This is a genomic window from Neisseria weixii, from assembly GCF_042658245.1.
Lineage (GTDB): Bacteria > Pseudomonadota > Gammaproteobacteria > Burkholderiales > Neisseriaceae > Neisseria > Neisseria weixii.
Genome location: NZ_JBHSPY010000019.1, coordinates 24,047 through 42,118, shown reverse-complemented (window position 1 = coordinate 42,118; position 18,072 = coordinate 24,047). Strand labels below are relative to the sequence as shown.

Annotated in this window: 14 protein-coding genes and 2 pseudogenes; 11 read left to right on the top strand and 5 right to left on the bottom strand. The window is 53.1% G+C overall.

The genetic code is table 11. The features are described from left to right. Nucleotides 1-216 precede the first annotated feature (216 nt). The 4 genes and pseudogenes from ACFPVS_RS09450 to ACFPVS_RS09435 form a co-directional block, all read right to left on the bottom strand. A complete protein-coding gene (locus tag ACFPVS_RS09450; RefSeq protein WP_378595713.1) occupies nt 217-2,079 on the bottom strand; it encodes a ribonuclease catalytic domain-containing protein in 1,863 nt (620 codons plus the stop codon). 195 nt (nt 2,080-2,274) lie between these two features. Then, nucleotides 2,275-3,747 (bottom strand): NCS1 family nucleobase:cation symporter-1, encoded by a 1,473-nt coding sequence (locus tag ACFPVS_RS09445; protein ID WP_378595712.1) that lies wholly within the window; start codon nt 3,745-3,747, stop codon nt 2,275-2,277. Between the two features lie 276 nt (nt 3,748-4,023). Further along, entirely contained in the window at nt 4,024-5,073 is a 1,050-nt protein-coding gene (locus ACFPVS_RS09440; RefSeq protein WP_158608790.1) for an AraC family transcriptional regulator, read from the bottom strand. 379 nt (nt 5,074-5,452) lie between these two features. Next, a pseudogene (locus ACFPVS_RS09435) lies at nt 5,453-5,790 on the bottom strand (transposase); the annotation flags it as partial. 459 nt (nt 5,791-6,249) lie between these two features. Here ACFPVS_RS09435 and allE point away from each other — a divergent pair. The 5 genes from allE (at nt 6,250) to arcC (ending at nt 12,253) form a co-directional block, all read left to right on the top strand. After that, the gene (allE, locus tag ACFPVS_RS09430) at nt 6,250-7,026 is read left to right on the top strand and encodes a (S)-ureidoglycine aminohydrolase (RefSeq protein ID WP_123804652.1); all 777 of its coding nucleotides are present in this window, start codon (nt 6,250-6,252) and stop codon (nt 7,024-7,026) included. Nucleotides 7,027-7,106: 80 nt separating this feature from the next. Then, nucleotides 7,107-8,135, top strand: coding sequence for an aspartate/ornithine carbamoyltransferase family protein (locus ACFPVS_RS09425; RefSeq protein ID WP_123804651.1), 1,029 nt, complete (start codon nt 7,107-7,109; stop codon nt 8,133-8,135). Nucleotides 8,136-8,339: 204 nt separating this feature from the next. Further along, nucleotides 8,340-9,764, top strand: a complete 1,425-nt coding sequence (locus ACFPVS_RS09420; RefSeq protein WP_123804650.1) for a YfcC family protein — start codon at nt 8,340-8,342, stop codon at nt 9,762-9,764. Nucleotides 9,765-9,863: 99 nt separating this feature from the next. Then, entirely contained in the window at nt 9,864-11,225 is a 1,362-nt protein-coding gene (gene allB / locus ACFPVS_RS09415; protein ID WP_123804649.1) for an allantoinase AllB, read from the top strand. An 80-nt stretch (nt 11,226-11,305) separates the two neighbouring features. Further along, the gene (gene arcC / locus ACFPVS_RS09410; protein WP_123804648.1) at nt 11,306-12,253 is read left to right on the top strand and encodes a carbamate kinase; all 948 of its coding nucleotides are present in this window, start codon (nt 11,306-11,308) and stop codon (nt 12,251-12,253) included. 453 nt (nt 12,254-12,706) lie between these two features. Here the strand turns inward: arcC and ACFPVS_RS09405 are convergent. Beyond that, nucleotides 12,707-13,261, bottom strand: a pseudogene (locus ACFPVS_RS09405) (pseudouridine synthase). Between the two features lie 190 nt (nt 13,262-13,451). Between ACFPVS_RS09405 and ACFPVS_RS09400 the strand changes: the two are divergent. From ACFPVS_RS09400 to ACFPVS_RS09375, 6 genes are all read left to right on the top strand, one after another. After that, nucleotides 13,452-14,183, top strand: a complete 732-nt coding sequence (locus tag ACFPVS_RS09400) for an LOG family protein (RefSeq protein ID WP_123804647.1) — start codon at nt 13,452-13,454, stop codon at nt 14,181-14,183. A 421-nt stretch (nt 14,184-14,604) separates the two neighbouring features. Continuing rightward, nucleotides 14,605-14,961, top strand: coding sequence for an NADH-quinone oxidoreductase subunit A (locus ACFPVS_RS09395; RefSeq protein ID WP_095503515.1), 357 nt, complete (start codon nt 14,605-14,607; stop codon nt 14,959-14,961). Beyond that, nucleotides 14,952-15,431 (top strand): NuoB/complex I 20 kDa subunit family protein, encoded by a 480-nt coding sequence (locus ACFPVS_RS09390; protein ID WP_066075530.1) that lies wholly within the window; start codon nt 14,952-14,954, stop codon nt 15,429-15,431. The genes ACFPVS_RS09395 and ACFPVS_RS09390 overlap by 10 nt, the downstream gene beginning before the upstream one ends. A gap of 9 nt (nt 15,432-15,440) precedes the next feature. After that, nucleotides 15,441-16,031 (top strand): NADH-quinone oxidoreductase subunit C, encoded by a 591-nt coding sequence (locus tag ACFPVS_RS09385; RefSeq protein ID WP_123804646.1) that lies wholly within the window; start codon nt 15,441-15,443, stop codon nt 16,029-16,031. After that, on the top strand, nt 16,024-17,283 hold the full coding sequence (nuoD, locus tag ACFPVS_RS09380; protein WP_123804645.1) for an NADH dehydrogenase (quinone) subunit D: 1,260 nt from the start codon (nt 16,024-16,026) through the stop codon (nt 17,281-17,283). The genes ACFPVS_RS09385 and nuoD overlap by 8 nt, the downstream gene beginning before the upstream one ends. A 49-nt stretch (nt 17,284-17,332) precedes the next feature. Next, complete coding sequence (locus ACFPVS_RS09375) at nt 17,333-17,938, top strand: hypothetical protein (protein ID WP_123804644.1); 606 nt, start codon at nt 17,333-17,335, stop codon at nt 17,936-17,938. Nucleotides 17,939-18,072 lie beyond the last annotated feature (134 nt).

The window sequence follows — 18,072 nt, the reverse complement described above, 5'->3', positions numbered from 1 at the left end:
TTACTACTTGCAACTTGAATCCGTTTGAATACTTTGCCATAAAAAACTGCACCTCAATAAGTTGGGGATGGTGTCCAACTTTTGGGGTGCAGTTCACTGCCATGGGGCTTTTATTGTTTCCAGCCCCGCACGCATTATATTGATTTTGTTTATGCCTATTAAATATAAAAGGCCGTCTGAAAATGTTTTCAGACGGCCTTTGTGTACTTTATTCAATCAAACCTGCGGCGCCACTGCTTTCACATAATTCAAACCGATAAACTGCTTTTCCGAATCCAAGCCCGTAATATTGAGCAGCACCTGCGATTTCGGTAAGGTATCAAACGGAATGCCCACCGCACGGGTCACCAGCGGCAGTCCTTCGATGCGTACCAAATCTTCTTTCAATACCGTGGCGGTGAGTTCTTTCGTGCCTTGCTGCTCCAAATACACCAAGCTCCAATAGGCTTCCATCTGGCGTTGGAAATCGGCGTAGGCGGAATAGGCGGTGTCGAAATCGCGCAGGGCGACAAACAAATCCGCATCGTTTTTTTGGAACAGAGGCGCGGCGGTTTCATCAATCAGGCTGATGAGCTGTTTTTGGTTGATGTAGTCGGCGGCGCGGCGCAGCGGCGAGGTGAACCAGCCGTAATGCTGCACGCCCATGCCGATGTGAGGCTCGGATTGGGTGCTCATGCGCACTTTGCCGCTCGGCTGCACGCGGAACAAGCCCGGCAAATCGTTTTCATCGAGCATCTGCGCCCAAGTGCTGTTGGCCAGAATCATCATTTCGCTCACCAGCGTGTCGATGGGCGAACCGCGTTCTCGGCGGGTAACGGAGACGATGCCGTCTGAAGCCACTTCCACGCTGTAATCGTATTGCGGCGCGCGGTTTTCTTCGTATTTGCCGCGTGCTTTTTGGCGCGCGATGGCAAATTGATGAAACCAAATCAAATCCTGATGATGGTTGAACATGGCTTCACCGGCGTCATCCAAGCCGGCTTCAGCGTTGAAATGCGGTTCAATCGTTTGAATACGCAGGTTTTCGGCGATGTTGACCGCTTCGATTTTGTTCACCGGTTCGCCAACCAAGTTGAACTCGGCATCGACATCGAAATAAATGCTCACCGCCGGACGGTATGCGCCTTCGTCCAAGCTGAACGCGGCAATCCAGTTTTCCGGCAACATGGTGATTTTGCCGTCGGGGAAATAGGCCGTGCTCAAGCGGTTCATCACCGTTTTTTCAATTGCGCTGCCCGGTTCAATCGCCAACGACGGTGCGGCGATGTGGATGCCCACGCGTTTCAGGCCGTTGCCCAAATCGGCTAGGCTTAAGGCATCGTCCACTTCGGTGGTGGATTCGTCGTCAATCGAAAACGCCGCCACATCGGCTTGCGGCAATTCAGGCGGTGGCGCAACTTCCATCTCCGCCAACACCGCGCCTTGCGGATAATGCTTCATTTCAAACGCGTCGAGCAGGTATTGCGGCAGCGACGTCACCGCGCCGGTTTGCTTGGCCAAATCATAAGGCTGCAATTTCAACGCGTCCGCCGCCTTGATAAACGCCTTATAGGTCAAAGCCTGCTTGTCGGGCGCGTGTAAAATCGTTTTCAAATCCGCCGCGATTTCAGACGGCATTTCACCCACCTGCAAGGCCGCCGCCCACGCATCAATCTGCGCATCCTGCTGCTTTTTACGCTCAATCGCCGCCAAGGCTTGTTTCAAAGTTTCTTCCGGCGCGGCTTTAAACACGCCTTTGGCCTTTTTGTAGAAATACATCGGCGCGGCATACAGCGCAATCAAAGTCGCCGCCAATTCCGACTGGCTCGGCGCGTGGCCGAAATATTCTTCCGCAATCGCTTCGGCGGAAAACTCGTCTTCCCCGCACACTTCCCACAGCAAATCCGTGTCAATCTCAGCCGCATCCGCCTGCGCTTTCTCCAAAAACGCCGCCATGTCGCCGTTAAATTCAGTAAACACATTATTCGCCTTCACCTTCGTGCGCTTGCCGTGCTGGGTATCGACTTGGTAAGTGGCATCGTTTTTCTGCACGACGGCAGCGACTTTAAACTGGCCGGATTCTTCGTAAAAAATATTCATTTGCTTGCGGTTAGGTAAATTTTTAAGGTGGGAATTTTAGCAGAAAGGCCGTCTGAAAGCAGGAAAAGTTTCAGACGGCCTTGCGCGTTTTATCATCAATTGAGACCTTTGCAAAACCCGCTGCAAGCAGGTGGCGGCCTGCCGTATTTACGGGTTATATCATATTGCCCGACTCATCTCTCCGGCTGAAAGGGATTAATGCGCGGGTGGGCAGCCGTTTTTTTTGCTGAAGCGGTAGTAAAGGATGCCGCCCAGTGCCATGCTGATGACGAGGGAGAAAGGTGCCAGTGTGCCGATGGCGGCAAACAGCGGATTGGCCAAATGGAAATCGGCGATGAGGACGATTAGGATGGCCAAGCCGGAGGCCGGCAGCATGGCTTTGACGGCGGCGCGGTTGTAACCGTTTTGATACCAATAGGTGCCGTCGGCTGAATCGTCAAACAGGTCGTCCACCTGGATCACGCGTTTTTTCAGCAGGTAATAGTCGGTCAAGATGATGCCGTACATCGGGCCGAGCGTACCAGCGAGCAGGTCGATGGTGTAGTGGATGACTTCGGGCGAGTTGTAGAGATTCCACGGCGTAATCACGACCGACAGGACGGCTGCAATCATGCCGCCGATGCGCCAGCTGATGCGGCCGGGGTAAAGGTTGGAAATGTCGTTGGCGGCGGAGACAAAGTTGGCGACGATGTTGGTCCCGACGGTGGCGGTGACGAATGTGAAGGCCAGCAGCAGCACGATACCGATGTTGTCTATTTTAGCCACGATGCCCAAGGGGTCGATAATCATTTCGCCGAAGATGACGGGCGTGCCGGTGATGGTGATGATGACGGTGAGCGCGAAGGCGGTAAAGTTGACCGGCAAGCCCCAGAAATTGCCGGTTTTCACATCTTTCATGCTGCGGCAGTAGCGGGAAAAATCGCCGAAATTAAGCGTAGGGCCTGCGAAGTAGTTCACAATCAGCGACATGCCCACCAACATCGTGCCGAGGGTCTGCCAAAAGCCGAGTTTGGTCAAGGAGAGTGAAAAGCTGATGTTTTCCCAACCTGCTTTATACACAATCCACAGCATCAGCAGAAACATGACGATGTATACGGCAGGCCCTGAATAATCCAAGAATACTTTGATGGCATTCATTTTGAGCAGGAACAAAACGGTTTGCGCCATCCACATGATGAAGAAGCTGAACCAACCCAAATACGATAATTTAAGGAAAGTCGGTTCCTGCCACGCTATCAGTTCGGGGAAGAATTTGAGCAGGATGATGGTCAATGCCACAGAAGCCAAGTAGGTTTGGATGCCGTACCACACGATGGCGATGATACCGCGCAAAAGTGCGGGAATGTTGGCACCGTAAACGCCAAAGGACATGCGGGCAATCACGGGATAAGGAACCCCCGCACTCTGACTGGGTTTGCCCAAAAGGTTGGACAATACCATGACGATGGAAATACCGGCGGCCAGCGTAATCAGGATTTGCCACGAAGTCAGCCCCAAGGCAAACAAGGTGCCTGCGAACATATAGCCGCCTACGCTGTGTACGTCGGACATCCAAAAGGCAAATATGTTGTACCAGTTCCAATTTTTTTCGGCCGGCAGCAGGTCGTCGTTGCTCAGGCGTTGATTGGTCGGTTTGATCGACTTCAGTTTTTTGATGTAGGCAGGCATGGCTATTCCTTTTCGGTATCGTCGTAGCAACCGTGTCGTTGAAAAGGCAACAACGCAGACACGTTGCAGACGTTAAAAGTCATTCCAACTGACTACACTATAATAAAGGAAGGTTTCACCTATCCTGTCATCAGGCGACAAGAGCCTGTTGTCTTGCGCCAAGGGATGCAGAAAAATCCGCGTGAAAATAAATCGGGTAACAATAGGCGGATTTTCAGACGGCCTTGGAGCGGGAGCAAGTGGTAAGGCCGTTTGAAAACAGACAAAGGAAAGCATTCAGATGCTGATGAGCACGCTGTTGCCGCGGTGCTGAAGCGGGGTGCAGCCAAACCAGCGGTGGCAGGCGCGGATGAAATTGCTCAAATCGGAAAAGCCGAGCCTGAAGCCGATTTCGGTAATGCTCAAGTCACTGTGCATGAGCAGATTGTGCGCCATTTCGTGACGGATGCTGTCGAGCAGGCTGTTGAACGAGTGGCCGTTTTCGCGCAGGCGGCGTTGCAGCGTACGCGGCGACAGGTGGAGTTTGTCGGCGACCGCCTGCAGGCGCGGTTCGCCGGTTTTCAATTCTTCCTGAATCAGCGAATCCACGCGGGAGACAATGTCCATATGGTTCAGATGATTCAGATAGCGACCGGCGATGGCGGTGCCCATGTCCATCAATTGCGGGTTGGCGCCGGCATACGGCTCGATGGTGTCGGCGTAGCTGAAGGTAATCGAATCCTTTTCGCAGCCCGTGTTCACGGGAACCTGAAAATAACCGTCCAAACGGGAGACGTCGCCGCAGTCGGCCATAGAAAGTGTCACGCCGACCGGCCGAACCGGATGTTGCGACAAACTGCACGCCTGCCGGTAGATAAAGGCCAGTATGGCCAGCCGTGCGGCATTCATGTGTTCGGAACCGTAATCGGAACTGAGTACCAGCTTGGTGTCTTTGAGTTCCGGCGGATGGTCGAAATTAATGCGCATGGTCGTGGAAATAATCCGGCAGTAGCGTACCATAATCATCATCAAATCGGAAAGGGAGCCGCATGAAATCATTGCCAAGCCCAAGCCCTGTAATGCCGAGGCCTGGATTTCCCGCCCGACCTGCAAGCCGAACAAGGGGTCACCGGTCGCCTGAATCAGTTCTTCCCACAAACGGCGCACGCCCTCCAGCAGAAAGCGTGAGTCGGGCATATGGAGCAGGCGGGCATCGAGATTGCATTTTGCCAGAACCGGAAAAGGATCAATGCCGTAACCGCGTGCGGTTTGGCAGATGGAAGAGACCCAGCTGACCAGTACGCTGTGCCCTGCGGTTTTAGTGGGGAAAGGCATCTTTGACGGCACGGTATGCTCCTTGCGTAACATTCCTGACGGATAAAGGCGGGAGACGGGGTTTGTTAAATATTGAAACACCTTTTGAAATTATAGCAAGAGAAACGGGCATTTTGCTATATCTTTCGGAAGGGACAAATAAGATAAAGATTGTTTTGTATGGATTTTGTTTTATTTGGTTTAAAAGTATTAATTTAACGGTACGGCATAAACACAATATTGCCAAACGGGTACTCGGGAAAATATTTTTTACAAATATCAATCAGATAGTTATTTCAGATTAGATGTTTTCTCACTTGAAGCCGTCTGAAAACCGACAACAGGCATCGGTATGATGCCGGAAAAACAGTGCCGCCGCGCTGAACTGACCCCAAAAAGCCGGACAGTTTGATCAAGCGCTTTTCAAGGACTGAATCCTGTACTGTACAGGGCTCAGTCCTTTTAATTTCAACTTAATCCCATCGTGGTTGCAGTAACGGATATATTCGTGCAGTGCTTCTTCCAATTCGGCAGCAGAAGCATATTTGCGCGTATAGAAGCATTCCGGCTTTAATGTGCCGAAGAAACTTTCCATTGCCGCATTGTCCAAAACAGTTTCCCTTACGGGACATACCCTGCATTAATCCTTTCTCTTTTAACCGGTGTTGATAAAAAAACATCTGAATACTGCCCCCCCCCCTGATCCGAATGCAGTATCGGCTTTTCAGACGGCATTAATGCCTTAAACGCCACTTTCGGGCGGATGCCTCTTTTTGGGACAGCCCCTCATTTATGACCATTCTGACGGCGTTCAGCTTGAAACCCTCAGGATAAACGGTAATACCCGACCGTCTGTTGATGCCGTCCTCCCCATGAAGGATATAACGGGTTGCCCGTTTGCGTACGGCAGCATGATCTAAGCAAAAGGCTTTGGCCGTAAGCTTTCCGCCATGTCCCTGCAAATAGTATTCCACTATTTTCAATTTAAATCCGTTTGAATATTTTGCCATAAAAAACCGCACCTCCTAAAGTTGGGTAATGTGTCTAACTTTGGGGGTACAGTTCAGCGAGGCGGCCTTTTTTTACCTTGCAAATACGGGGATGGCGCGTAAAGACAGCCCTTTGTCACAAGCGGCTAGAGGTGTCCGGCGTGTTCGGCGGTAGTATTCCCCTGACAACAAAGGGTTGTTGCTTGAAAGGAGAATGAAAATGCCGGGTTATCCTCAAGATATTTTACAAAACCGTTCGGTCGTCAAACACGGCAACTATGCCGTGATTACGCCGCAGGGCCGGGTCATCAACGTGATTCCCGGCATCGAAGACTGCCTGATGACGGTTCTGGCCACGCCGAAAATGGGGGCGAGTTTCGTGCAGCTCATCGGCACGTTGGGCGAAAACGCCAAAACCACTTTGGCTTACGGTGCGAAGCCGCACGAAGAAGCGTTTGTGTACCTACTCGACGGCGAAGCCGAATTGAACGTTACCGTCGGCGGTGAGAGCCATGTGCTGAAACAGGGCGGCTATGCCTATGCGCCGCCGGGTGCGGGCATCCGTTTTGAAAACGCCAATCACAAAACAGGCCGCATCCTTTTATACAAACAACGCTACATCGAGCATCCGGCAGGACTGAAGCCTTATGCGGTATTCGGCAGCGTGCACGGCATCGAGTGGGTGGATTACGACGGCATGGCCAACGTCCACATCAAAGACCTGCTGCCGGTGGAGCAGAACTTCGACATGAACATGCACGTGTTGAGTTTCGACCCGGGCGCCAGCCACAACATCGTCGAAACCCATGTGCAGGAACACGGCGCGTATGTGTACGAAGGACAGGGTTGTTACCGCCTGGACGATGAGTGGTACCTTATTAAAGAAGAAGACTTCATCTGGTTCGGCCCGTACTGCAAACAGGCTTCTTACGCGGTAGGCCGCAGTCCGTTTACCTACATTTATTCCAAAGACTGCCACAGGGATGTGGACATCTGATTTCCCGATAAAACCGCATGACCGCCTGAATGCTGACAGTTTTCAGACGGCCTCCTCTTCAAAATAAAGGAGTAATTATCATGGCTTTAGATCAAAATTTTAGAACTTTGGACATCCGCGAAGTATTGGCCGCCACTCATATGCGCGGAAAAAACATCACGTTTCTGGACGACTTCAAACGCGAAGAAATCGTATCGCTGTTTCAAGCGGCTCAAATGATGGAACCGTTTTTGCGCACCGGTCTCAACCTGTTGCAGGGCAAAGTGCTTTACACCCTGTTTTTCCAACCGTCCACCCGTACCCGCTGCAGCCATGAAAACGCCATGCTGCGTTTGGGCGGCGGCGTGATTACCGAATCCGACCCGCAGCACAACGCGGCGGTGGCCAAAAACGAAAGCCTGTACGACACCTTGCGCGTGACTTCCGAGTACGCCGACGTGATCGTGATGCGCCACCCTGACGACAAAGAAGCCTTGGGCGCGATTGACGAGCTGGCGGGTTACGCGTCACCGGTGATTTCGGGCGGCTACGGCCACGTTACCCACCCGACCCAAGGCCTGCTCGACTGCTACACCTGCTGGCGCGCGTTCGGTGATTTGCGCAACGCCACCGTCGCCATCGCCACGCCCGACCTGTCGCGGGCGCGTTCCGGCCAGTCGTTTGCACTGGCACTGGCTTCGATGGGCGCGAAAATCATCTACACCGGCACGAGCGAACTGCGTACGCCCGAAGTGGTGCGCAACAAGCTGACCGCAATGGGCGCGCATTTCGAAGAGCATTTCGACTTGACCGAGAAACAAAACGAAGAACTCTACGCCGAAAACGGCATCGACCTGATTTACCTGCCGGGCAGCTCGGTGAAAAAAGATGATCCCGCCCGCGGAGACTTCATGAAAAAAATGCAGAACTACTACATTTCTCCGGATATGCTCAAACGCATTAAAGAGAAAAACGGCAAAACGGTGGGCGTGCACCACTCGCTGCCGCGTAATCCGGGCGAGTTCGACTTCGGCATCGACAATACCGAACACCAGCTCTACTTCCGCGCCATCGGCTTCTCGGTTGCCATGCGCATGGCGTTGCTGGCCGCGGTGGTCGGCGTGGACTGACCGAAGCGGGTGCCGGCTTTAAGGGAAAGCGTTGAGGACGGTGAAGGCCGTCTGAAACGGGAAGATGTTTTTCAGACGGCCTTTGCTTTCTTCAATATCTGTTACCCAAAAACAAAAATACGGATTACAGACAAAAAACGAAAGGGACAGCGGCAGCCGCCCGGCGGCTGTTGTTCCGAACGACAAGATTGAAGGAGTTGTGTAATGGATACGCAAAAACCGAAAAAATCTTTCAAGATGCCGGATATTTATATCGTATTGGCAGTCTTTATTCTGGTGGCGGCCGTACTGACCTACATCGTGCCGGCCGGCGAATACGAACGTCAGGTGGTGGAAACCGCCCACGGTACGCAGAAACTGGTGGTGGCGGGAACTTACCATACCGTCGGGCAGCAGCCGGTGGGCTTTATGGATTTGGTAACGGCCATTCCCGACGGTTTGCAGCGCGCGGCGGGCATCGTGTTCCTGACCTTTATGGTCGGCGGCTGCATGGGTTTGATAAAACGCGCCGGGCTGATCGACATGGGCGTGCAGAGGCTGAGTACGGCTGTCGGCGGCAAGGATATTCTGGTCATTCCGATTCTGATTGCCATCTTTTCGGGACTGGCAGCGTTTATCGGCGTGCCCGAGCTGTCGCTGGCCTATCTGCCCGTGCTGCTGCCGTTGTTTTACCGGCTGGGCTACGACGGCATGACGGCCACCGCCGTGTCGCTGCTGGGTCCCTGTATGGGCTTCACTTTCGGCTTGACCATTCCCGGTTCGGTCGGTATGGGGCAGCAGATTGCGCAGCTGCCGATGTTTTCCGGTTCGGCTTTCCGCGCGGTGGTGCTGGCAGCGGTAGTGCTGATTACCGTCCTGTATGTGATGCGTTACGCGGTTAAAGTGAAACGCAATCCTGAAGCCAGCCTGACCTACGACACCGACCATGTGCTGCGCGCGGCCATCGCCGAAGAAGACGCGGCCAAAGCGGGACAGGTGTTTACCGTACGCCAAAAATACGCGGGTATTGCCTGTATGGTACTGTTCCCCGCCGCCATCTTCCTGATTCTGAAAAACAATCTGGGCTTCGCGGCCATCGGCGGCCTATTCCTCTTCATCGGCATCACCGCCGCCGCCGTAGCGGGCAAATCGGCTCAACAGATTTGCGACGACGTGAATGCAGGCATGCGCGACATGATGGTTGCGGCGCTCCTGTGCGGCGTGGCCTCGGCGATTGCCGTGGTGATGGACAAAGGCGTGATTACCGATACGCTGGTGTACTGGCTGGAAGGCATGATGCGTTCCGTTCCGTCCGAAATGACCGCCATCGCGATTTTCTGGGAACAGGCCGTGTTCAACTTCCTGATTCCGGGCGCAACCGCTCTGACCGTACTGACCATGCCGATTATTTCGCCGCTGGCGAGTCTGCTGGACATTTCGCAACAAGCCGTGGTTTCTGCCAACGCATGGGGCGGACAGCTCACCGACATCTTCTTCCCCACTTCGGGTTTCTTCGTCGCCACGCTGGTGATTGCCAAAGTGGAATACAGCAAATGGCTGCGGTTCTACATGCCCTTGATGCTGCTGTTGGGACTGTTGTCCAGCATCGCGCTTTACTTCATGCAGGCATCGGGTGTCGGTGCGCTGTAATCCTGTAAAGCGGAAATTTCAGACGGCCTCACCCATCAGGCAGGCCGTCTGAAAACACAGGGCCTCCCCCGTAGCAATAAAAAACAAAGGAGCAAAAAAATGTATGACTTAATCATCAAAAACGGTCTGCTGGTGCTGCCCGAACAGACGCTGCACGGCAGCATCGCCGTGAAAGGCGGCAAAATCGCCTCCATTGCCCCCGAAATCGATGCCGAAGCCGCGCGCATGGTCGATGCCGGCGGCCAATACGTCCTGCCCGGTATGGTCGATGTGCACATGCACATTTCCGAACCCGGCCGCACCGAATGGGAAGGCTATTTCACCGGCACGCAGGCTATGGCTGCAGGCGGTACGACGTCTTACGTCGAAATGCCGCTCAACACCATCCCCGCCACCATCGACGCCGAAACGATGGAAATCAAACGCCGCGCCGCCGAAGGGCAGAACCATGTGGACTACGCCTTTTTCGGCGGGCTCGTGCCGCACAACCTCGACAAACTCAAAGAACTCTCCCAAGCAGGCGCAGCGGCCTTCAAAGCCTTTGTCGCCACCTGCGGTTCCGACAAACCCGGTGACTTTAAAAATGTAACCGACTTCGAGCTATATGAAGGCATGAAAGTCTTGGCCGAAACAGGCGATTTGCTGGTAGTGCACTGCGAAAACGCCACGCTCACCGACGGTTTAGGGCGTAAAGCCAAAGCGGAAGGCAAAACCTTGGTCAGCGACTATGTGGCCACCCGCCCGGTTTTCACCGAAGTCGAAGCCGTCCGCCGCGTGCTGTATCTGGCCGAACAGACCGGCTGCCGCATCCACATCGCCCATTGCAGCTGCGCCGAAGCCGTCGAAGCCGTTTTGGAAGCGCAAGCGCGCGGCGTCGATGCCAGTTGCGAAAGCTGCGTACACTACCTGCTCTTGGCCACCGAAGACCTGGATGCCATCGGCCCCAAAGCCAAATGTTCGCCGCCCATACGCGACCGCGGCCACCAAGTGCGGCTTTGGCGGCTTGTCGAAGACGGCATACTCGACATCATTTGTTCCGACCACTCGCCCTGCACGCCCGACCTGAAAGCCGACCCCAACGCATTCAAAGCATGGGGCGGCATTTCCGGCTGCCAAAACAGCGTGGACGCGCTGTTCGATGCAGCGGTCAAGCAGCGCAACATCAGCCCTGTGATCTTGATGAACGCGCTCGCCACCCGTCCCGCCGAACGATTCGGCCTGATCGACAAAGGCGCGCTGGCTTTGGGCAAAGACGCCGACATCGTGCTGCTCGACCCCAACCAAAGCTACACGCTTACCGCCGACAAACTCTTCTATAAAAACAAATTCAGCGCCTACGAAGGCATGGAAATCGGCTGCCGCATTACCGCCACATTCGTGCGCGGGCAGGAAGCTTATTCACTGGAGAACGGTTTCGGCAAACCGTCGGGCATCAGAACCCGTTTGGGTAAAAACGTCTGACGCAGAAAGGTTTCAGACGGCCTGTTGAGCAGACAGACCGTCTGAAAACCCGACATCATTTCAGATTAAAGGAGATGATCATGAGAATTGTGATTGCATTGGGCGGTAACGCCCTGCTCAAGCGCGGAGAACCCCTGACTTCAGCCAACCAACGCATGAATGTCCGCACCGCCTGCGAACAAATCGCCAAAATCTATCCGGGCAACCAGCTCGTCATCACCCACGGCAACGGCCCGCAAGTCGGACTGATGGCTTTGCAAAGCAACGCCTATAAGGAAGTACCGATGTATCCGCTGGACGTTTTAGGTGCAGAATCCGTCGGTATGATCGGCTATATGATTCAGCAGGAACTGGCCAATTTCGTGCCCAAAGAAGCTTCATTGACCACCGTTCTGACCCAAACCGAAGTCGATCCGAAAGACCCGGCGTTCCAAAACCCCAGCAAACCCGTAGGCCCCGTGTATACCAAAGGAGAGGCCGATGCCGTTGCCGCCGAAAAAGGCTGGACGATGGCCAAAGACAACGACAAATACCGTCGCGTCGTCCCCAGCCCGCTGCCCACGCGCATTTTCGGCCTGAAGCCGTTGAAAACCCTAATTGAACACGACTACATCCTGATTTGTGCCGGCGGCGGTGGCATTCCGACTTACTATGACGAAACAGGCAGACTGTGCGGTGCCGAAGCGGTGATCGACAAAGACCTGGCCACCGCGCTGCTGGCTGCGTCGGTCGAAGCCGATTTGCTGGTCATCGCCACCGACATCGACGGCGTTTACTTGGATTGGGGTACGGAAAACCAGCGTTTGATGCGCACGGCCAATGCCGGCGAAATCGAAAAAATCGGTTTTGCCGACGGCTCGATGGGGCCGAAAGTGCAGGCTGCCGTCAACTTTGCCCGTACCACTGGCAAAACCGCCGTTATCGGTGCGCTGCGCGACATCGAAGCGATTGTACAGGGTCAGGCGGGAACCGCAGTCAGTACCGGCTTCGACGGAATCGACTGCGGTTCGTCAGCCGCCGCCGATTAAGTAAACTACCGATTTTGTAACCTGAAAGGCCGTCTGAAAATTTCAGACGGCCTGATAGTGTAAGAAAAGCCAGCGTTGTTTACGCTTTTGCTTTTTTGCCTGAAGGCCCGTTTTGGGGTTTTTGAGCATTGTCAAGAACCGTGCGGCTTTGCCGTGCCTTTCGGCATTCTTGACAATGCTCAAAAACCTAAAACAATCATCCGGGCAGAAAATAAAAGCTGTTTTGCATAAAAAAGTGTAAACAACCCGACAATTTCCTATACCTGTATTTACAAAACCCGGAAATATTCAAAAAACCTAATCCGTCATTTAGCCGAGCAAGAAGCTTTTTGCGTAGGTACGGTTATACGGCACGCCGTAACCGTACCTACAAATCAAAACTTCTCCAGCCACACAGCCTGTTGCCCGTCCGTCGGGGCGGTAATATTTACCGTTTCGCCGTTTTCCAGACTTTCAAACGACAATTTCCGCGCGTGCGGCAAGCGGGTGGTACCCAAATGCTCGCAACGGCGTGGTTTTGCGCAGGTCGCCGTAGTCGGTGCCGCCGACGATGGGGTGGAAAATGTGTTTCATGTGGCGGCGTAGTTGGTGTTTGCGGCCGGTATGTGGGGTAAGTTCTGCCCATGAATAGCGCGATGTGGGATAGCGCAGGGCGGATTGGAACGGTAATTCGGTTTGCGCCAAGCAGCGGTAATCGGTAACGGCATCTTGCAAAGTGGCTTCGGTCATGGCTTCGGCAATCTGGTCGGGCTGGTATTTGAGCGGATAGTCGATGCGGTCGTGTTCGGGCAGGTGGCCGCACAACCGCCCAATAGGTTTTGGTGACGGTTTTGCATTCGAATTGTTGGGTGAGTGCTCGTGCGGAATCGGGGTCGAGGGCAAACAGCAACATGCCGGAGGTCGGTCGAGGCGGTGCACGGGATAAACGTGTTGGCCGATTTGGTTGCGCAGGGCCTGCATGACAAAACGGGTTTCGTGGCGGTCGAGCCATGAGCAGTGAACGAGCATGCCGGCCGGTTTGTTGACGGCGATGCTGTGGCGGTTGTGGTGGGGGATGTCGAGCATGGTTGGTTTTGGGGTTCAGACGGCCTCTATTGTAAACGAGGCCGTCTGAAAAGCTGCGGTTTTTTGCGCAATCTTTGGGCGTTGTATTTTCAGCAAAATCCGTTACAATCGGTTGAAACAGTTAAGGAGGAAGATGATGCTGCATAAAAAATTGCCGATGCCGATGTTGCCCGATGAAACGCGCCGCGAAATTCACGGCCGCGAGTCGTATCATGTGTTGAAGATTATTTCTGAGTTTGTCGAGTCGGGTGAGGAATTGCGGGCGATTCAGCCGGCGGTGAGTATCTACGGCAGTGCGCGCACGCCGGTGGATCATGCGGATTATCTGTTTGCCGAACGTTTGTCGCGCAAGTTGTCCGATGCCGGTTTCTCGGTGATTTCGGGCGGCGGGCCGGGCATTATGGAGGCGGCCAATAAAGGCGCGTTTGCCGGTGCCAGCCCTGCGGTGGGTTTGAATATTGTGTTGCCGCATGAGCAGCATGCCAATCCGTATCAGGATTTGTCGATTAAATTCCAACACTTTTTTCCGCGCAAGGTGATGTTTGTGAAGCATGCGGTGGCGTATGTGGTGATGCCGGGCGGTTTTGGTACGCTGGATGAGTTGTTTGAAAGCCTGACTTTGGCACAAACGGGCAAAATTCCAAACCGTCCGATTATTTTGGTCGGCAAAGCATTTTGGGCGGGGCTGCTTGATTGGATTAAAGACCAGCTGTTGGGCAACCGTCTGATTTCGCCGGAAGACGTGGATTTGATTCAACTGATTGATGATGAAGACGAAATTGTGGAATACATTTTCGCGCATTACGAAAACCGCTTGGAAGATTTGTCGGAACAAGGCAACGATACTTGGTTGTTGGGTTTGTGATGAATCATTAATAAATTATTGAAAAGGCCGTCTGAAAAATCATGAATGTGGTTTTCAGACGGCCTTTTGTTTGCTGCCGCTGATAGGCGATTGATTGGCTGAGGCACATTATTACCCTAAAGGCTAGTATTCGGATAATCCTAAAGAATTAGGTTTTGTGTCGGAAAATTTAAAATAAATACAAACAATAATCGTTATCAAAAAATGATTGAATTTATTGAGCTTTTTTTTGTGCTTTTCACAATATTAATCTTTAAATGGCTTATAATTTTAGATAAAATGACCAATTATTTTCCGGTATTTTGTGTTATCGGCCAAGGCGGGCTAGATGATGTTCCTTTGCGCGTTGCATTGCGGCCTGCTGTTTGAGCGAACGAAATACCCTTGATCATGTTGCTCATCCACACACTCAGGTGCAACCATGTTAGCCAGTTACTTTCCCGTTCTCATCTTTATCCTCGTCGGCTTGATTGCCGGCGTGGCTTTTCTCTTGCTAGGCTCGATTCTGGGGCCGAAAAACCACTACCACGAAAAAGACACGCCGTTTGAATGCGGTTTCGAAGCCTTTGAAAACGCGCGCATGAAGTTTGACGTGCGCTATTATCTGGTGGCGATTCTGTTTATTCTGTTCGATTTGGAAGTGGCGTTTATGTTTCCGTGGGCGGTCGTTTTTAAAGAGCTGGGCGTTTACGGCTTCTGGTCGATGATGGTGTTTATCGTGTTGCTGACGGTCGGTTTTATTTACGAATGGAAAAAAGGGGCGCTGGAATGGGAATAGAAGGGGTGTTGAAAAAAGGTTTCGTCACCACCAGCGCGGATACGGTGTTGAACTACATGCGCACCGGCTCGCTGTGGCCGGTGACCTTCGGCTTGGCCTGTTGTGCGGTGGAGATGATGCACGCGGGTATGGCGCGTTACGACCTTGACCGTTTCGGCATTATTTTCCGCCCGTCGCCGCGCCAGTCGGATTTAATGATTGTGGCCGGTACGCTTACCAACAAAATGGCACCCGCCCTGCGCCGCGTGTACGACCAAATGGCCGAGCCGCGTTGGGTGTTGTCGATGGGGTCGTGCGCCAACGGCGGCGGCTATTACCATTATTCTTATTCGGTGGTGCGGGGCGCCGACCGCGTGGTCCCGGTGGACGTATATGTGCCGGGTTGCCCGCCGACTGCGGAAGCCTTGATTTACGGCCTGATTCAGTTGCAGCAGAAAATCAAGCGCACTTCAACCATTGCGCGCGATTAAGGAGAAAGCATGGCAACGCTAAATCATTTATACGGGCAGGCTGTCGGCGTATTGGGCGACAAAGCGCTGAAAGTGATTCAGGAATTGGGCGAGATTACCGTTGAATGCCTGCCTGAACATTATTTGGACGTGATGGCTACCTTGCGCGACCATGAAGCTCTGCGCTTTGAACTGTTGGTTGATTTGTGCGGCGTGGATTACAGCACCTACCGCAACGACACGTGGCAGGGCAAACGCTTTGCCGTGGTCAGCCAGCTGTTGTCGGTGCAAAACAATCAGCGCATCCGCGTGCGCGTGTGGGTGCAAGATGATGATTTTCCGGTGGCGGAATCGGTGGTCGGGATTTACAACAGCGCCGATTGGTATGAGCGCGAAGCCTTCGATATGTATGGTATTCTGTTCAATAACCATCCTGATTTGCGCCGCATTCTGACCGATTACGGCTTTGTCGGCCATCCGTTCCGCAAAGATTTTCCAGTATCCGGCCATGTGGAAATGCGCTACGACGAAGCACAAAAGCGCGTGATTTACCAACCCGTTACCATCGAGCCGCGCGAAATTACGCCACGTATCGTGCGCGAGGAGCATTACGGTGAGTGAAAACAAATTAAGAAACTACACCATCAATTTCGGCCCGCAACATCCGGCAGCGCACGGTGTGTTGCGCATGATTTTGGAATTGGAAGGCGAGACCATCGTCCGCGCCGATCCGCACATCGGTCTGTTGCACCGAGGTACCGAAAAGCTGGCCGAAACCAAAACCTATCTGCAAGCCCTGCCTTATATGGACCGTTTGGACTATGTTTCCATGATGGTCAACGAGCAAGCGTATTGCTTGGCGGTGGAAAAGCTGGCCAATATTGATGTGCCGATTCGTGCGCAGTATATCCGCGTGATGTTCGCCGAAGTGACTCGTATTTTGAATCACCTGATGGGTGTCGGTTCGCACGCGCTGGATATCGGTGCCATGACTGCGATTCTGTATGCCTTCCGCGACCGTGAAGAGCTGATGGACTTATACGAAGCCGTATCCGGCGCCCGCATGCATGCCGCCTATTTCCGTCCCGGCGGCGTATATCGCGATTTGCCCGATTTTATGCCGAAATATGAATCAAGCAAATTCCGCAATGCCAAAGTGTTGAAACAGCTCAACGAAGCGCGTGAAGGCTCCATGCTCGATTTTATCGATGCCTTCTGTGAGCGCTTTCCGAAAAACATCGATACCCTCGAAACCCTGCTCACCGACAACCGCATCTGGAAACAGCGCACCGTCGGCATCGGCGTGGTGTCGCCCGAGCGCGCCATGCAAAAAGGCTTTACCGGCGTAATGTTGCGCGGCTCCGGCATTGCGTGGGACATGCGCAAAACCCAGCCGTATGAGGTGTATGACCTGATGGATTTCGACATTCCCGTCGGTGTCAACGGCGACTGCTACGACCGCTATCTCTGCCGTATGGCCGAAATGCGCCAATCCGTGCGCATCATCAAACAATGCGTCGATTGGCTGCGCATCAATCCCGGCTCCGTGATTACCGAAAACCACAAATACGCCCCGCCGAAACGCACCGACATGAAAACCGGCATGGAAGATTTGATTCACCATTTCAAACTCTTCACCGAAGGCATGCATGTTCCCGAAGGCGAAACCTACACCGCTGTCGAACACCCGAAAGGCGAGTTCGGCGTTTACATCATTTCAGACGGCGCCAACAAACCCTACCGCCTGAAAATCCGCGCACCGGGTTTTGCCCATCTGCAAGGCATGGACGAAATGGCGCGTGGGCATATGCTGGCGGACGTGGTAGCGATTATCGGCACGCAGGATATTGTGTTTGGGGAAGTGGACAGGTAGTTTCAGGCAGTCTGCAAAGTGATGGTTACCTGCTACAAGTCATGAAGAAATGATAACTTTCCCCGCCAATAAAGCCGATTTTATCCGTATCCAGCAACGCATCGCACTATTGGAAGCCGTTTTGTCGCCCGAATGGGGATACCGTTATTTTTCATTCAATGCTCATTGGGCACCCAATCAAATGATGGCATCTATGCGCGATGGCAGTGGCAGCGGGTGGTTCGCATTGATAGATGATTACGGCATTGCTGTTGCGGCACGCATTCGGTACCCAGCCGATACTGCCGTGTTCCAAAGTCTGCCTGAACATTGGCAGCATGAGAATTTTTTGCGCGAACCTGCGTTTACCGATACAGTGCAGCATGGCAATTTTTGCGCCTATAAGGCCGATAGCGGTCATGAATGGATAATTCATGCTGCACCCGAAAATGCCGCCGCCTTTGCCGAGCTGTTTTTTGCTGTAAACGGCGATGCCGGTGCCTATTGCGATTTTGCGGCGGATTATTATGAACAGGACGATTTGGACTGTGAAAGTGTCCGAAATATTATCCACAACCCGACATTAAGCGAGGCGGATATTTTGGCATTCGCTCCCGATACTGATTTAGACGCTTTGCAGCAAGATTTGCATGAAATCGGAATTACTTTATTGTAAAAATGGTTATATCGGTTTAAGCCGCAGTGGCGCAGCTTGAATTGCAAACCTGACAAAACTTTTTCAGGCAGCCTGAAAATATTGGATTTGACACCCTGCCCGCAACAAAAACTGCCGACCGATTATTGATTGAA

Excerpts from the sequence above, each read along its gene's own strand:
- ACFPVS_RS09390 (WP_066075530.1), top strand. The coding sequence starts at position 14,952 with ATGGGAATAGAAGGGGTGTTGAAAAAAGGTTTCGTCACCACCAGCGCG.
- ACFPVS_RS09375 (WP_123804644.1), top strand. The coding sequence starts at position 17,333 with ATGATAACTTTCCCCGCCAATAAAGCCGATTTTATCCGTATCCAGCAA.
- arcC (WP_123804648.1), top strand. The coding sequence starts at position 11,306 with ATGAGAATTGTGATTGCATTGGGCGGTAACGCCCTGCTCAAGCGCGGA.
- ACFPVS_RS09450 (WP_378595713.1), bottom strand. The coding sequence starts at position 2,079 with ATGAATATTTTTTACGAAGAATCCGGCCAGTTTAAAGTCGCTGCCGTC.
- ACFPVS_RS09425 (WP_123804651.1), top strand. The coding sequence starts at position 7,107 with ATGGCTTTAGATCAAAATTTTAGAACTTTGGACATCCGCGAAGTATTG.
- allE (WP_123804652.1), top strand. The coding sequence starts at position 6,250 with ATGCCGGGTTATCCTCAAGATATTTTACAAAACCGTTCGGTCGTCAAA.
- ACFPVS_RS09385 (WP_123804646.1), top strand. The coding sequence starts at position 15,441 with ATGGCAACGCTAAATCATTTATACGGGCAGGCTGTCGGCGTATTGGGC.
- ACFPVS_RS09445 (WP_378595712.1), bottom strand. The coding sequence starts at position 3,747 with ATGCCTGCCTACATCAAAAAACTGAAGTCGATCAAACCGACCAATCAA.
- ACFPVS_RS09400 (WP_123804647.1), top strand. The coding sequence starts at position 13,452 with ATGATGCTGCATAAAAAATTGCCGATGCCGATGTTGCCCGATGAAACG.
- ACFPVS_RS09395 (WP_095503515.1), top strand. The coding sequence starts at position 14,605 with ATGTTAGCCAGTTACTTTCCCGTTCTCATCTTTATCCTCGTCGGCTTG.
- ACFPVS_RS09420 (WP_123804650.1), top strand. The coding sequence starts at position 8,340 with ATGGATACGCAAAAACCGAAAAAATCTTTCAAGATGCCGGATATTTAT.
- allB (WP_123804649.1), top strand. The coding sequence starts at position 9,864 with ATGTATGACTTAATCATCAAAAACGGTCTGCTGGTGCTGCCCGAACAG.